Raw genomic sequence first — 15,080 nt, forward strand, 5'->3', positions numbered from 1 at the left:
TGAAACTTAGTTATTTGGAGTTGGTGCGGGTGCCTGTTCTTCCGTTTTTTTCTTAGGAGCAAGGTATGCATCTAAATCAAATTTTTCATTTCGTTTGATGCTCACTTCTTCTTTGATTCTTTCTACAACCAAAGGAAGGTATTCTCTCGTTTGCATTTGTTTTAGATTTGCTTTTGCAAACGTTTTACATTTGTCGATAGTAAGATTTAAGTTACGATCAATTTTTCTCATTCTCTCACATTCAGCAAGAGCCTGCTCATCTGTGATTTGAATTTTTTTCTCCACTTGTTCAGAGACATACATCTGAGCAATGGTTTGCATTTCCACTTGTTTGATCACTTCAGCGACATCTGGCCTTGAGATGTATCCATTTTTCTCAGCAACCAAACGAGTCATGATCATTTGCCTATAAGTTTGGTAGAAGTTTTTCTTTTGGAGTTGGTAGTTAAGGTCTTGGAAGTTTGGCGGAACTTCGTTGATGTCTTTTTCTATGAATTCCAAAAGTGTTTTTTTCTCGATGTTTTGCAAACGGCTGATGGAATCAAGAGCGGTATCGTAAGCTGCTTCAAAATCTTTTACTGTGATTTTGTGATTGTCTAAGGTTTCGATGACCGGGGAAGAGTCGGAACACTGTACAAAGGCAAAGGATGCCAGAAAAACAAACAATGGGAGGATTTTTTTCATATTATTTTAGTGCCAAAATAGATTTGAGATGATGGTTTCGCCAATTCGCTCAATGTCCATCCTTTTTTGAGAGTATGGGATTGATTCCTATGCTTAAAAATTAAGCGGCAAGGAATTCCAAAATACCTAGTAGTTTTTTGATTTTTTTAAGATCGTCTTTTTCTATATTCGTATAACGTAATACAGATGGTTCAGAAGGAGCAATGATTAGACCCTTAAATTGACCCATTGCTTGGATGACCCGATCTGGGTTTCCACGGAAGTACGTTCCGCACTTAAATAAAATCTCATCAGTTTTTTCCGTCACAAATTCGAAACCCAAGTTAGAAGATAAAGTTCGAATTTTTTCCAATTCCACGAAGGTTTTTGCAATTTGTGGTAATTCTCCAAATCGGTCTTCCATTTCCATGGAAAGTTCTTCAATTTCATCCAAATTTGCTGAGCCCTCAAATCGTTTGTAAAATTCAATTTTTTGTTTGGTGTCTGGTATGTAATCATCTGGAAGATAAAAATTCGTTTTTAAGTTGACCGCAGTTCTTACTTCCACACGGACTTCTTCCCCTTTGATTCGTGAAATTGCTTCTTCTAACATTTTCACATAGAGATCAAATCCAACCTCCATGATGTCACCAGACTGTTCTTTCCCAAGTAAGTTCCCAGCTCCCCTAATTTCAAGATCCCGCATGGCAACTTTAAAACCAGAACCTAACTCTTGGTATTCGAAGATCGTGTTCAACCTTTTTTCAGCAAGTTCAGTCATGAGCTTCTTTGAAGGATAAAACATATACGCATATGCCTTTCTATCGGAACGACCCACCCGACCACGGATCTGGTAAAGTTGTGAAAGACCAAACATATCGGCCCTTTTTACAATCAATGTATTCACATTAGGCATATCAATGCCGGATTCGATGATGGTTGTAGTCACAAGGATATCGTATTTCCGTTCATAAAAGTCCACCAAAGTTTCTTCGATTTCGTCCTCTGTCAATTGCCCATGTAGGATACCAACAGAAACTTCTGGCACAAGACTCCGCACATAGGATGCTTCTTCTTCAATTGACTCAACCCGGTTGTACAAATAAAATACTTGTCCACCCCTTTCGATTTCCTTACGAATCGCTTCTTGGATGAGGGTATCATCTTCCTCTAATACATAGGTTTCTACACTTTGTCTATTTTTAGGAGCAGTTGAAATGATTGATAATTCTCTAATTCCAGTGAGAGCCATATGTAAGGTTCTTGGAATGGGTGTGGCTGTTAATGTTAAAACATCCACCAAGTTCTTAAATTTTTTGATGGATTCTTTATGTGTCACACCAAACTTCTGTTCTTCGTCGATAATGAGTAATCCTAAATTTTTTGGTTTCACCTTCGAGGACAAAATAGCATGTGTTCCGATGAGCATGTCAATTTTGCCTTCTGAAAAATTTTTTAAGTCTTCTTTGATTTCTGAGGGAGTTCGGAACCTCGAAACAAAGGCAATCTTAATTGGATAATTTTCATAACGTTGTTTGAAAGTATTAAAATGTTGTAGTGAAAGAATCGTGGTCGGAGTGAGTAACATCACTTGTTTTCCAGCCATAATCACTTTAAAGGCAGCGCGGATCGCTACTTCCGTTTTCCCGTATCCAACATCCCCACAAACAAGTCTGTCCATGGGCCTTTGTGACTCTAAGTCTTGCTTTACAGCTTCAATGGCTGAAATTTGGTCAGGAGTTTCTTCAAATTCGAAAGCAGCTTCAAACTCTTCTTGCCAAATGGTATCAGGAGGAAACGCAAAACCATTTAACTTCATTCGATTCGAATACAGTAACACCAGTTCTTCGGCTAGTTTATCAACTGATTCTTGGACTCGTTCTTTTGCTTTTTTCCAGGAATTTTTACCTAAGGTGTCAAGTTTGGGTGAATCGGTTCCCCCTATGTACTTCTGGACAAGTGAAATCTGATCAAGAGGGACAAATAAACTATCCCCACCCGCATATTCTAACTTTAAAAAATCTCTTTCCTTTCCATCTGCTTTGGTTCGTTCCATTTTGATAAAACGGCCCACACCATGGTTCACATGCACGATGTAATCTCCTTCTTTTAAATCAATGAAGGATTCAATCATTTGTGAAGATTGTTTTTTATAACGGGTTTTGCGTTTGTATTGTCGACCAAACAAATCGTTGTCAGTAAAAACAAAAATTCCCTTTTCGACTAACTGAAATCCACGTTTTAATTCAGATACAATCAAATGGATTCCAGGTTTGACCGTTGCGAAAGGAAACGGAATCGGTTCTTCTGCATTTTCCCCAATCGTTGTCACTTCCGTTTCGGAAAACAAACTTTTTAACCTCATCATTTGTGCAGAAAAAGAAGAAGTGATAAAAATGGTATAACCGGGATTTTCAGATAGTAATTCTAAAAAATATTCCTTTGCTTCACGGATTTTTCCGCGAAATCCTTTTACTTCCGTGATGGGAGCATACGAAAAATTATGTTCAAGACTAGGCAATAGAGAAAACTGAATCCCTGGTGTTTCTTCAGACGTTAAAGACTTCCATTCCCTTCCGAAGGACAATAACTCCTCTGGTGGTAAACAGAGTGATTCATCCTTTTTCTTTTCAAATAGAGTTTTGTATTCTCTCTCCATTCCGAAACAACGTTCTTTTGTTTCTTGGAATTTGGGAAAAATCAAAATCGGATCTTCCTTAAAAAACTCTAAAATACCTTCTTGCTTTCTGATGAGAGGTAAATGTTCTTCTATAATTTCTGTTTCTTGGTCAATGGGAAGTCGTTTATCAGTATATTCTTTAATACGATTTTTATAATTTTCAATTTCATTTTTTGAAACAATTGTTTCATTGGCTGCGGTGATCACAACCTCTTCAATCTTTGTGATTGATTTCTGTGTATTGGGATCAAAAGTTCGAATTTCATCAACTGTATCACCAAAAAAATCGATTCTCACTGGGTTAGTTAAAAAAGGAGTGTAGATATCTAAAATTCCTCCTTTTAAACTAAAGTGCCCAAATTGTTCACAAACTTCCTCTCTGTGATAACCAAGTTGCACCAGTTCCGATAATAATAATTCTAATGGAAAATCTACACCTAACTTTAACGATACGGATTTTCCTTGTAAACTTTGTTTTTCAGGTAATTTTCTTAGGAAAGCGGCAACAGATGTGACAACAAGGCTACGATTCCCTGCTAATATCCGATTGATTGTTAGAATTCGATCTCGTTTCCATTCCGCTTGCCATTTTGTATATTCATACGGAATATTTTCAGGTCCTGGGAAAAAATATATTTCCTCTTTATCTAAAAAACTGAGAAGTTCCCGAGAAAAACTTTCTGCCTCTTGGTTTGTTGGTAATACGATTACAAATGTTTTATTAGGATTTGTTGTTTGGTAGAGTTCACTGACTACGTATGAAAAAGCAGACTCAGGGATGCCACTTATGTTGACCAAATGTTGTTTTGCTTCGGAGAAAACGAGTTTCGGTTGGTAAGGTCGAATTTGGAGATCTTTGGACATTTTTTATTTTGATGGACAAGTTAAAATTTCATTGTCGATGAGTCGAACTTCACCAACAAAAACGGCGGTCGCAAGCAATACATTTCCTGTAAGATTGTTTACAGGTTGTAGAGTCATTGGATCAACCACTTCCAAATAATCAATTTTCACATTCATCCCGGTAAGTAAAAAGTCTGTCAGGATTTCTTTCCAAACCTTCAAATCCCTTTCTCCACCTAATAAGGTTTTTTTTGCTAATTGGAACATCCTTGGAATCAGGGTAGCTGTTTCTCTGTCTTTTGGAGTTAACCTAAGATTTCGTGAACTCATGGCAAGTCCATCTGATTCGCGTTTGGTTGGGACACCAATCACTTGGATGGGAAAGTTTAATTCTGCAACCATAGCAGAAATAACACGGAATTGTTGGTAATCCTTTAAACCAAAAAAAGCAAAATGAGGTTCTGTAAGGTGGAAGAGTTTAGAAACAATTTGTAATACACCTTCAAAATGACCAGGTCTCGTTCGGCCACATAAAGTTGTTTGTAAGTTAGGAATGCTCATTTGGATCGGTGTAGATGATTTCGGATACATTACGTCCACGCTTGGCAAAAATACCAAATCCACACCGCTTTCTTCGCATAACTTTAAATCAGCGTCAGTATTCTTTGGATACGCAGCAAAGTCTTTCGGGTCATTGAATTGGGTTGGATTGATAAAAATAGAAACAATTGTTTTCGAACATTGTTTTTTCGAATTTTCCACCAGGTCCATATGGCCCGCATGTAAGGTTCCCATGGTTGGGCAAAAACCAATGGTATCCCCATTTTGTTTCCAACCGGAAATCACCTGTTTTAATTCTAAAATCTCACTGAGAACGATCATTGATGGTCCTTGGTTCTCACTTTAACGCTCGTTCCATGTTCTTCATCTAGACCTTCCAATTCCGACATGAGTTTGACAAATGGGTATAAGGTTTCTAACGATTCTTTTGTAACTTCTTGAAAGGTCACTCGTTTGAGAAAGGTATCAACTCCAAGGGAGGAATAAATCCGGCTTCCCCGAGCGGTGGGAAGGATATGATTGGTTCCGGAAATGTAATCTCCCATTGCAACGGGTGAATACGGGCCGAGGAATACACTCCCTGCATGTTCAATTTTAGAAAATATGGCTTCGTTATTTTGGGTTTGGATTTCTAAATGTTCTGGTGCAAGTTCATTCGAAAACCAAATGCAATCTTCCATCGAAGGAAAAACAAGGATACCTGAGTTTTCATAAATAGCTTTTCGTTTCATCTCCAAACGTTTGGTACGTTCTATCAATGCAATTTCCAATTCTTCCTGCACTCGTTTGGCTAAAGTTTCATCCGTTGTAAGCAAAATCGCTGAAGAATCTTCCCCATGTTCTGCTTGGGATAACATATCACAGGCGATCCATTTTGGATTTGCCTCTCTGTCTGCAATGATACAAACTTCACTGGGTCCCGCCGGGCTATCAATTCCAATCAAACCCTGACCACTTAAATAGGATTTGGCGGCTGCTACATAGGCATTCCCAGGACCTACTATGAACTCTGATTTGGGAACAGATTCTGTTCCATATGCACAGGCAGCAATTCCTTGCGCCCCACCAACCGTGACAATTCGATCAATTTCTAAAATCTGTGCCAACCAAATCAAAATCTCAGGGATCCCCTCTTTTTGTGGAGGTGTGATGAGTTGGATCCTAGGAACCCCGGCGATTTTTGCTGGAATGATTCCCATAAGAACACTGGAAGGATACAAAGCCTTTCCACCGGGTGCATACACAGCTAGAGAAGGTATTGGCGTGTATTTCACACCCAAACGATTTCCATCGATGACCTTAGACCAAGTCTCTCGTTTTTGTTCGTTGTGGAAAGCCTCAATATTTGCCTTGGCACGTAAAAATGCTTCTTTGGTTTTTAGATCAATATTGGTTTTGTTGGACTTGGGATCGATGGTAAGTCCTTTCAGTTTGATCCCATCAAATGTTTCGGTATAGGAGTATAAAGCTGAATCGCCTTTGGTTCGCACCGCTTCTAAAATCGGCAAAATACGATTGGTGGCAGTGGTAAGATCTTCCCTTGCCCCTTGGAGGAAACGTGAGGTTAACTCTTTGGAACTTCGATCACAATAGAGTATGGGAATTGGCATAATTTCAGCATGGTAGGAAGTGCCTTCCTAAACAAGCTTTTTGTCAAAAACGAGATGAGAATTCGATTTGGTATCTTGAACCAATTTCTATCCCTGGCCTTGATTGTGAGAAACCTGATTCTTGCGTGAGGGATGCAAATACTCTTTGGTTTTCACCACCGAATTGAAATCCAGGTTCCTTTATGGCAACATTACGTTTTGCGGAAAAATAAGAATCTACCAAATTATACACCAAAAAGGCGCCAAGGATACCGGCACCTACCTGGATCACACCTAACTCTGATTTTGCGCGATTAAAACTGGATTCCGCATTACTTCGATTTAGAAACCAAATTGTTTGTGTATCTGGATTTTCAGCAAGGATCGCTCCTAATAATACAGCCGATTGGTAATCAGACCTAGCTGCTAAAAATCGGTTATACGAATTGGCATATACTCCTAAGGCAGAAAGTGCCACAACCGGGTATACATATAGTTTCCAATTTTTTCCATCGATGTACTTTTGACCCCAACCTGGCAATACAGACGAACGCCAAAGAGTTGACCAATACGGTGTTTCATAATAGTCTTCGGGAATTTCTTTTCTGATAATGCGTTCTTGGCGTTTGGCGAAATTAGTTGCTCTCTCTTTCGAATCTGACAAAACTACACGTTGTTTTACAGTTAAGGATTTGTTTCGAGGGTTTTCTAAAACGAGATCATAAATTCCTGTATCAGAATCGGGGTCAACAGCAAACGTTGCTTTGGCGACAGAATCAGATTCAATGACAACTTTTTTAGCAGCGATCCGTTTGCCACCCGTAACCATGTACACCTTCATAGGATGGATGAAGTCTTTGCCTTCTAGTAAAAACACTTTTTCTTTTTCTTCCTTTGAGACAGAATATACAGAATCCTTTGTAAGGGTAGGTACACGTGAGACAACAACTTCAAATTTTACCCAATCAGAATAACTTCCAACTTTACCTAATTTATTGATCACTGCGACACGGTGTTCATACACTCCTGAGGTATAATTCACTAAATCATAGGTGGTTCCTTTTACTTTTTCAGATAATACGAGGTAACCACTGGAATTTTTGATTTCCAAAACATAACCCGTTGCCCCTTCAACCTCCATCCAACGTAACTGGTGTTGTGTGGACTCTTCTTCTTCCGTTTCAGAAAACAAATTCGTTGTAAAACAGAATACAATGACGATAAAGATTAAAATTTTATTCCACATAGATAGTTCCTGGCGTTAGAATTTTTGGAACTTTTAGTTCAGGAACCGAAATGAAAAAATCTTGTTTGTTTGCGGCAGATTCACGTTCCGATCCATCCGACATTTTATAAAGTGAACTCACTTCCCAACGAAAGCGACCCACATTTAATTTTTGGATTTCATTCATTTGGAATTTGTTTGCACTTGTCCGTTCATTCAGAATGATTTTTTCACGGATTCCAGATACATCAATGAGCTTCAGTCGATAGGCAGTCACTTTTTCCACTGGTTTCCAAGAGAAACTAATGGAATTTTTCGTAAACAAGTCGATTGTTTCATTTCGCAAAGGAGATACCAAATTTGGTGGTTCCACGTTGGACACCATTTGAAAATTCCGAGTCACACTCACATTGGATTCATCACCCAAGGCCTTCACTCGCCAATAAAATTTCCCTAGTTCCTTTGATTTGAATTCAAAATAATTTCCAACCACAGTTTCTTTCACAATGGTTTGCGAAAAATCAGCCTGTTTTGCGATTTCAATTTCATAATTTGACTTTGTGCTGAGTTTTTTCCATTTGAGTACAACAAGATTTCGTTCATCGACTTCGATTTCAGCACCCTGATTTGGACTCACGAGTTCCATCTCTTCCTTTGCGATGACAACAAGGGGAAATGGTTTGGAATCGAAACTCGTTCCCCCATTTCCAATCCCCTTCACTCGCCAGAAATAGGTACCTACCTTTAGTCCACTCGTCAATTTATAGAAATTATTTTTTACCTTTTCAGAATCGATGATATTGGAAAAATTTTGGTCATTCGAAATTTCCCAAAGGTAAAACTCAAAATCTTTGTCATCTTTCCAAGAAAAAAACAATTGAGATTTTGTAAGTTCTTCTGCAATCACCTTTCCTCTACTAGGTTCCAGCAATTCAGGAGGAGTCGTATTAGTTTTCTTTTGGATTTGAAACGAGGTTACGGATGTAAATTTCTCAGCAATTCCTGGCAGGTTTGACTTTGCTTGGACTTTTGCGTAGTAAGTTCCTTCTTTTAGGTTATCAAACGCTAATGATTGGTTTTGTGTTTGTTTTGTTGCCACAATATCAAAAAAGTTACTGTCCCGTGCAATGGTAACTGTATAGGAAGAATACAATTCCAATTGATTCCAAACAAATCGGATGATAGGAATTTCATTTGAATAAGAGACTAACTCTCCATTTTTTGGAGACAAAATTTTTAAAGAAGGATCATTTAAAATTCGGAACTGATACACTTCAGTGACTGCTTTCGATTGGTTCGTAGGATCCGTATAGGATACCCTCCAATAATAAGAGCCTGATTCTAATTTTTTCGTAATGTTAGCTGATGTTAACTTTTCCTTAATCAATGATTTTGAGAAGTCAGGAAAAAAGGAAATTTCAAGCATTGGATTAGCTTTTTTTTGAGAGTCACTGTTCCAACCGGCGAGGGAAAAATTGACCTTTTCAGATCCAGAATCTGACAAAATATTTTTTCTATCTTCAGGACTTACCAAACGAAACAATTGTTTGGCAACTTTTACACCAGACTCAGATACATTGGCAATTTGGTCCTTCCCAATTGTTTCTTCTTTCCCATTGGAAGTGAGTTTCGCTTCGCCTTGGTCAACTTTGATATTCAACTCTGTTTTCGTTTTGTCTAGTTTGATATCGCCTTTAGAAACCTCTACCGTTTTGTCACCAGCTGTGATGTTCATCTTAATTTCGCCAGAAGAACTTGCTTCTCTCGCTGCTTCAAAGGAACCATAAGCAAAGTTAATGTTGATATTTTTATCGGAAATATCCAATAATATCATCGAATTTTCGGAGATATTGATTTTTGTGCCATCATTCAAAGTTAAAATGGCATCAGACAATCCTTCCGTACGAATTGTATCACGGTTTTTCACTTCCGTTCTCGATTCAATCAAATCCCAAACGACTGCATCATTGTACTTCCTCAGTACAGTTTTATTTTTAAATGTAATGACTCCAATCGTAGGCTCTGTCGAATCATTGGCCCTAAAATTGAGATTCCGATACAATAATATCGAAAATAACAGGATGAGAAGCAAAAGTCCCGTTACAACAAATTTTGTATCATTTAACAAACGCATGGTGGTTACTTATGAGTCCTTGTGAAAACTCCATCCCAATTTTTTCCAGGGGAATTCAAATTGTATTCTTCGCATCTTTCAATCAGCATATGGCTTGCTTTGTCTTTTACACCTTTCGCCTTTTCTGAATCTTGGAAGTATTGGATTGCTTTTTTCCAATTCTGTTTGAGGTATTCATCAAAACCGGATTCATACAATGCAGCAGCTTCGACCAAATTTGATTGTGCGTCCGAACGGTAACCGATGAGTTCATGGATCCGAACAGGTTCATTTTTTCCCTTCACTCGCACCAAATCCACGAAACGTGTGAGCATCTCATCTTTGATTTTATCTCGAATTGGATCCGTAATGAGAATATTCACACCATAGTCTTTTCCAGCAGCTTCAAGTCTTGCCGCTAAGTTGACTGTGTCTCCCATCATGGTATAAGATGCAAGAGCGTCGGTTCCCATAAAACCAACCTTCGCTGGTCCTGAATTGAGACCAATCCTTGCATCCATCACTTGCGCTTCTTTTGAATATAAATTATTTTTTGTCCAATATTCTCTGAGTTCTTTTAGTTTTAATACCATATCCACACTGGCTCTAGCAGCTTTTAATTCGTGGTCTAAAACTGGAACTGGGGCATTAAAGATTCCGACAATGGCATCCCCAATGTATTTATCCAAAACACCTTCATGTTTTTTTAGGATGATCGTCATGGCAGAAAGGTATTCATTGAGCAGTGAAGCAAGGTCCGCACTCTTCAGCTGTTCTGAAATCGTGGAAAAACTAGCGACATCTGAGAAAAAAGCGGTGATATGAGTTTCGGATCCTCGTTTTAAAGCCGCAAGATCTACCATGGCTTCTTGGACAACCACTGGATCAATCATACTTCCTAAGATGTTTTTTACCTTTTCCCTTTCTTCCAAACCCTGTCCCATATCAATGAAGTATTTGGTAAGTAATCCTACCTCATCTTGGGTTGTGGGTTTGATACCGATTTTAAAATTCCCTTTTGCAATTTCAAGAGTAGCACTTAACAGCTGTAATACAGGTTTCGTAATTGTTTTGGAAAAGAAAAATACAAATATGAGAGCAGAACACAATCCGATCCCAGCGATATAAAGATTTGTTTTTTGGCTTTTGTACACATCGGCAAATGCTTTCTCTTCCGAAACAATGGTGATGACACCCGCATCCGCAAAACCAATCTTTTGAAAAGAACCTAAATAATTCCCACCCAATTCATCATCCAAATAACTCATCTGAAATTTACTTTGAGGATTGGTGAGCATTGATTTGACGATGGGCATACCGGTTAGGTCTGTGGCCGCTAATACCAAATCTTCTTTCGGATGCGCAAGGACTGTTCCCGATCCATTCACCATAAAGGTAGTTTCAATTCCTTTTTTGGAGAAGGCACCGATGATCTTTTCTAATTTCACAATGATCACAAGAGCATTGTCTAGTTCCCCATTTTCTGCCGTTGGGATGGCAATGGCAAAGGAAGGTTCCACAAACCCTGGACTCGAATTGAGGAGAACGGTTTGCCCATTAAAGGCTTCTACCAAGGCGTCACGATTCCTTTCCACAACAGCATGAAAGTCATCTTCCGTAACGGAACTTTTTTTCAGTTCTTCTTCGTTGAATACCTCTCGTTTTATCACAAGAGTATTCCCTCGCCTTTCAAAAATTCCTAAATAAATGAATTCTTTATCATTTTTGAAAAACGTTTTGAGTAAAAGTTTCCTGTCATCTTCAGGAAGACCTTGTGTTGTAAGAGTGATTGCAATTTGTCTACCTTTTTCGACAACACCCAAAATATCAGATCGAACTTTTGATCCGATGATCTCCGCCATTCGAATATTATTATCACGTAACTGAAGTTCTATGGATCGTTTAAAATGAAAGGATGCAAAGATAATAATGGATGATACCGATAAGATAAAGAGTAAACTAATTACCCCCATCATTTTCAACTGCAAAGAAAATTTAGTACCAACAGTAGAATCAATGTTCAAAGAACTAGCATTTTCTTCTTTGGATTCTTTTTCCGGTGGAGTTGTAACAATTGTTTTTGATTGATCTTCTTTTTGAGAAAGTACCGAAGATTTTTCACCATTCACCTGATGCCCATTAGTATAGTTAGATTCATCACTAGAGGCAAAGGATGATTCGATCATATCATAGGGATGGTTTGGGTCTTCTTCTTTACCCAAATCCAACGAACCATTTTCCAAATCCTCTTTTGATTGGATTTTTGGTATTTCGATATGTTGGTCTTGGACCTTAGGATCATTTTCAGTGGAAATGGAAACCAATTCCATTTGGCGGCGTTTGGTTTTTCCACTTACACCTATGAGTTCCAATGGGGGGTATGATAAACTTTTGGTTTCAATTTCTTTCGTTTTTCCAACTGTTTCCGGTATGGAACTAGTTTTTCCTGTCAGACCAAATCTATGGGTGATGCGGTCTGGAGAAATCCTGTCATCATATAGGTATTCGAGCCGAGCAAAAACAGATCGTACTTCTACCTCTACGTTTTTCGGATACAAAACATATAAATTTTTACCTTCGCTTGCTTGTGTAAGTTCTTTCGCCAAATGTTTGTTTGCCGAAATATGATGGATGGATAAAAACGGATATTCGAAATGATCGTTTTGAAACGAAATCCCCCATGGTGGAGGCCCAAATCGGAACTCAAGTTCCCTTGTCCTTCTCGTTTGGAAAAATATAGTGATGCCATCATCCCCTTTCCAAGATTCCAAACTAGGAAGGGACTCATCCCAAGCCAGTAAGATGAGTTTGGACGTTTTTAAGAAGGGAATTTCGGCAGAAATTTCTAACATGCTGTTTTTAGTATCGACTTAAAATGACTTTGAATCGATCTGATTTCTAGATGAAAATCATCACGTTAAATTGCAACGGAATTCGTTCCAGTCTCAGCAAAGGTTTACTCGAATTTATACGTCACGAAAATCCTGACATTATCTGTTTCCAAGAAACGAAGGCTCCCGCGAAAGAAATTGACAAAGAGGACTTCCACAAACTGGGATATGAAGTCCATTTCTGTTTGGCTGAAAAAGCTGGGTACAGTGGGACTGCTGTCCTTACGAAAATCAAACCGAAAGAAGTAAAGATTGGCTACGGAGCTGGGATTTTTGCAACAGAAGGACGGTCCGTTTTCCTTGAGTTTCCCGATTTTTTCCTGTGGAATTTGTATTTCCCTTCGGGAACCAGTGGCGAGGAACGCCAAAAGGTCAAATACCAGTTTTTGGATGAATTTACCGAACTGACAAAACCATTTTTAAAGAAGAAAAAACCCCTCCTTATCTGCGGGGATGTCAACATTGCCCATACAGAATGGGACATCCACAACCCAAAAGGAAATGAAAAGAACTCAGGGTTTTTGCCAGAAGAACGGAAATGGTTAACAAAGTTTTTGGATTTAGGTTTTTTTGACTGCTTTCGGACTGTCCACCCTAACGTAAGAGATGAGTATTCGTGGTGGACCTATCGGTTCCAAGCGCGTAAAAACAATAAAGGTTGGAGGATCGATTATTTTTTTGTGACCAAATCCAAAACCGTTAGTCTTCAGAATGCAAAAATTGCCAAAGAGCCGGTATTGTCCGACCATGCCCCGGTGGTCCTCGAAATCCAATTCTCTTGACAGATACCTTTTTCTCCGATCAATTCTTCTCTCATGAGTCGTTTCCTTTTCCTACTAGCCCTTAGCGTATCCTTTCAGTGTTCTGTCCTTGGCGTTTTACGAGACAAAATCCCAACTCCAGAATTTTCCTTCGAATCCCTCCATATCAAACAAATTACATTTACAGACATCACACTCGGTGTCGAAACTTCGTTTTCCAATCCATATCCCGTTTCCCTTCCCAGTTCGCTTTTGGATATGGATATCAAAATTGAAGGAATGAAATTGTCCCATATCAAAACAGATTTGGGAGTGATCGAAGCGAAAAAAACCAAATCCTTGCCACTTGATGTGAAACTAAAGTATACCGACTTATTACAATTGTATAAAAAATTTCCAACAAAACCTTTGTTAGAGGTGAGTGCAGAAGGAAATATGAAAGTTCCCATCCCCAAACAATGGCAATTACTTGGAAAGGATTCTTTAACCTTCCCTTTTGTCCAAAAAAAAGAAATTCCAGCTGTTTTACCTGATGTGGAAATTCGAAATTTTAAAATCCTTATGCCAACGGAATCGGAAATTCTAAGTGTTTCCAATACCGAATCACTGGCAGGTACCACAACTAATTTTCTAAAGGGATTACTCGGTGGTTCAAAAACTCCTGTTACCTCTGCCGCCAAAGCAGGGTTAACGGGTCTAAATCTCAATTTAAAAACCGAATTTGATTTTGTTTTCACAAACCAAGCAGCGTCTTCGTTAGGACTTACCGATTTGAAATACAATTTACAACTAGCAGGTGAAAATTTTTTAAATGGAACTCCAAAGGAAATTGTGAATGGAGGAAAGGAATCAACTGTAAAAGTAGAAAACCAATTCCCATTGGCATCCATTGGAACTTCTCTTTACAAAACAATCCAATCCAAAGAAGCCCTTTACCAATTACAAGGTGATTCAGGACTTATGGTGCCAAATTTACAAGAGAACATTCCTTTTTCCTATGAGAAAAAAGGAAAATTCCAATGGCAATGAAAGATATGTTTTAAACAACCTAGATGTTACAGAAGAAAATTAAATTATTTTTTCTTCTGTAACATTTGTTTGATTTCATCCCGTGTTTTACCTGGATACAATCTGATTTGGTAGGTCACAAGAAACCTTGTGATGAGTGGACTTCCATCTTTTGAAGAATGTTCATAATTGAAACGAGAAGCATCATTTTGGATGATTTTTGCGATGTCATTGATGCGCGGGACCCTTCTATCAAAGGCAATAGATTCCAATTTCCCAGTGACAGTGTTTAACCCAATGGAAATGATCCCATCATCCACAAAACTAAGTAGGTCAAACTTTTTCATTTCCTCTTTGGAAAGTTCGTCTCCACCAGCGTCTGGTTTTCTACGGATTTTATCGGTATGGCGGATTTGCCTCACCATATACGAATCTGAGGCGAGATAAACTCGAAACACTTCTTGGGGAAGGTCACTTTTCTTTTGGAAAAAGGGAATTTCGCCGGTATGGTTTTGTACCTCTTCCCCTTTTTCATTTAGGATGATTTCCCCTTCACCACCTGGTGGTGGGAGAATGTCTTTTGGGACAAGGGTCTCGGTCTTTGTTTCGTCCGAAGTGCTGGTTGAAGATTCTTTAGTGGTTTGGCAAGAAACAAAGGAAATTAGGAAAACGAATAGGACCGAGTGAAACAAAAATTTCATTTGGTCATCAGTATTTGGTGGTTTCCTCCAATGGCAAGAAATTTA

At 38.6% G+C, this 15,080-nt stretch carries 10 protein-coding genes; 2 read left to right on the forward strand and 8 right to left on the reverse strand.

The annotated features are described in order from the left end of the window. Positions 1 to 6: 6 nt before the first annotated feature. The 7 genes from LEP1GSC202_RS12305 to LEP1GSC202_RS12335 all read right to left on the reverse strand — a co-directional run bounded on the left by LEP1GSC202_RS12305 (position 7) and on the right by LEP1GSC202_RS12335 (position 12,526). Complete coding sequence (locus LEP1GSC202_RS12305) at positions 7 to 684, reverse strand: lipoprotein LipL31 (RefSeq protein ID WP_015678200.1); 678 nt, start codon at positions 682 to 684, stop codon at positions 7 to 9. A 100-nt stretch (positions 685 to 784) separates the two neighbouring features. After that, on the reverse strand, positions 785 to 4,207 hold the full coding sequence (gene mfd, locus LEP1GSC202_RS12310; protein ID WP_015678335.1) for a transcription-repair coupling factor: 3,423 nt from the start codon (positions 4,205 to 4,207) through the stop codon (positions 785 to 787). A gap of 3 nt (positions 4,208 to 4,210) precedes the next feature. Then, entirely contained in the window at positions 4,211 to 5,068 is an 858-nt protein-coding gene (gene panC, locus LEP1GSC202_RS19910) for a pantoate--beta-alanine ligase (RefSeq protein WP_015677983.1), read from the reverse strand. Further along, the gene (gene hisD / locus LEP1GSC202_RS12320; RefSeq protein ID WP_015678357.1) at positions 5,065 to 6,357 is read right to left on the reverse strand and encodes a histidinol dehydrogenase; all 1,293 of its coding nucleotides are present in this window, start codon (positions 6,355 to 6,357) and stop codon (positions 5,065 to 5,067) included. Before hisD ends, panC begins: the two co-directional genes overlap by 4 nt. A gap of 43 nt (positions 6,358 to 6,400) precedes the next feature. Further along, entirely contained in the window at positions 6,401 to 7,582 is a 1,182-nt protein-coding gene (locus LEP1GSC202_RS12325; protein WP_015678204.1) for an LIC11435 family protein, read from the reverse strand. After that, positions 7,572 to 9,695 (reverse strand): FecR domain-containing protein, encoded by a 2,124-nt coding sequence (locus LEP1GSC202_RS12330; protein ID WP_015678197.1) that lies wholly within the window; start codon positions 9,693 to 9,695, stop codon positions 7,572 to 7,574. The genes LEP1GSC202_RS12325 and LEP1GSC202_RS12330 overlap by 11 nt, the downstream gene beginning before the upstream one ends. A gap of 5 nt (positions 9,696 to 9,700) precedes the next feature. Continuing rightward, entirely contained in the window at positions 9,701 to 12,526 is a 2,826-nt protein-coding gene (locus LEP1GSC202_RS12335) for an adenylate/guanylate cyclase domain-containing protein (protein WP_015678071.1), read from the reverse strand. A 50-nt stretch (positions 12,527 to 12,576) separates the two neighbouring features. Between LEP1GSC202_RS12335 and LEP1GSC202_RS12340 the strand changes: the two genes are divergently transcribed. Further along, positions 12,577 to 13,347 (forward strand): exodeoxyribonuclease III, encoded by a 771-nt coding sequence (locus LEP1GSC202_RS12340; RefSeq protein ID WP_015678343.1) that lies wholly within the window; start codon positions 12,577 to 12,579, stop codon positions 13,345 to 13,347. 33 nt (positions 13,348 to 13,380) lie between these two features. Then, positions 13,381 to 14,355 carry an LEA/WHy family protein gene (locus tag LEP1GSC202_RS12345; protein ID WP_015678034.1) on the forward strand — a complete coding sequence of 325 codons (975 nt, stop codon included), beginning with the start codon at positions 13,381 to 13,383 and terminating at the stop codon, positions 14,353 to 14,355. A gap of 44 nt (positions 14,356 to 14,399) precedes the next feature. Here LEP1GSC202_RS12345 and LEP1GSC202_RS12350 read toward each other — a convergent pair whose 3' ends face one another. Continuing rightward, a complete protein-coding gene (locus LEP1GSC202_RS12350) occupies positions 14,400 to 15,035 on the reverse strand; it encodes an LA_2219 family laminin/E-cadherin/plasminogen-binding protein (RefSeq protein WP_015678048.1) in 636 nt (211 codons plus the stop codon). Positions 15,036 to 15,080: the final 45 nt, after the last annotated feature.

The sequence above is a fragment of the Leptospira yanagawae serovar Saopaulo str. Sao Paulo = ATCC 700523 genome, from assembly GCF_000332475.2.
GTDB classification, from domain to species: domain Bacteria; phylum Spirochaetota; class Leptospiria; order Leptospirales; family Leptospiraceae; genus Leptospira_A; species Leptospira_A yanagawae.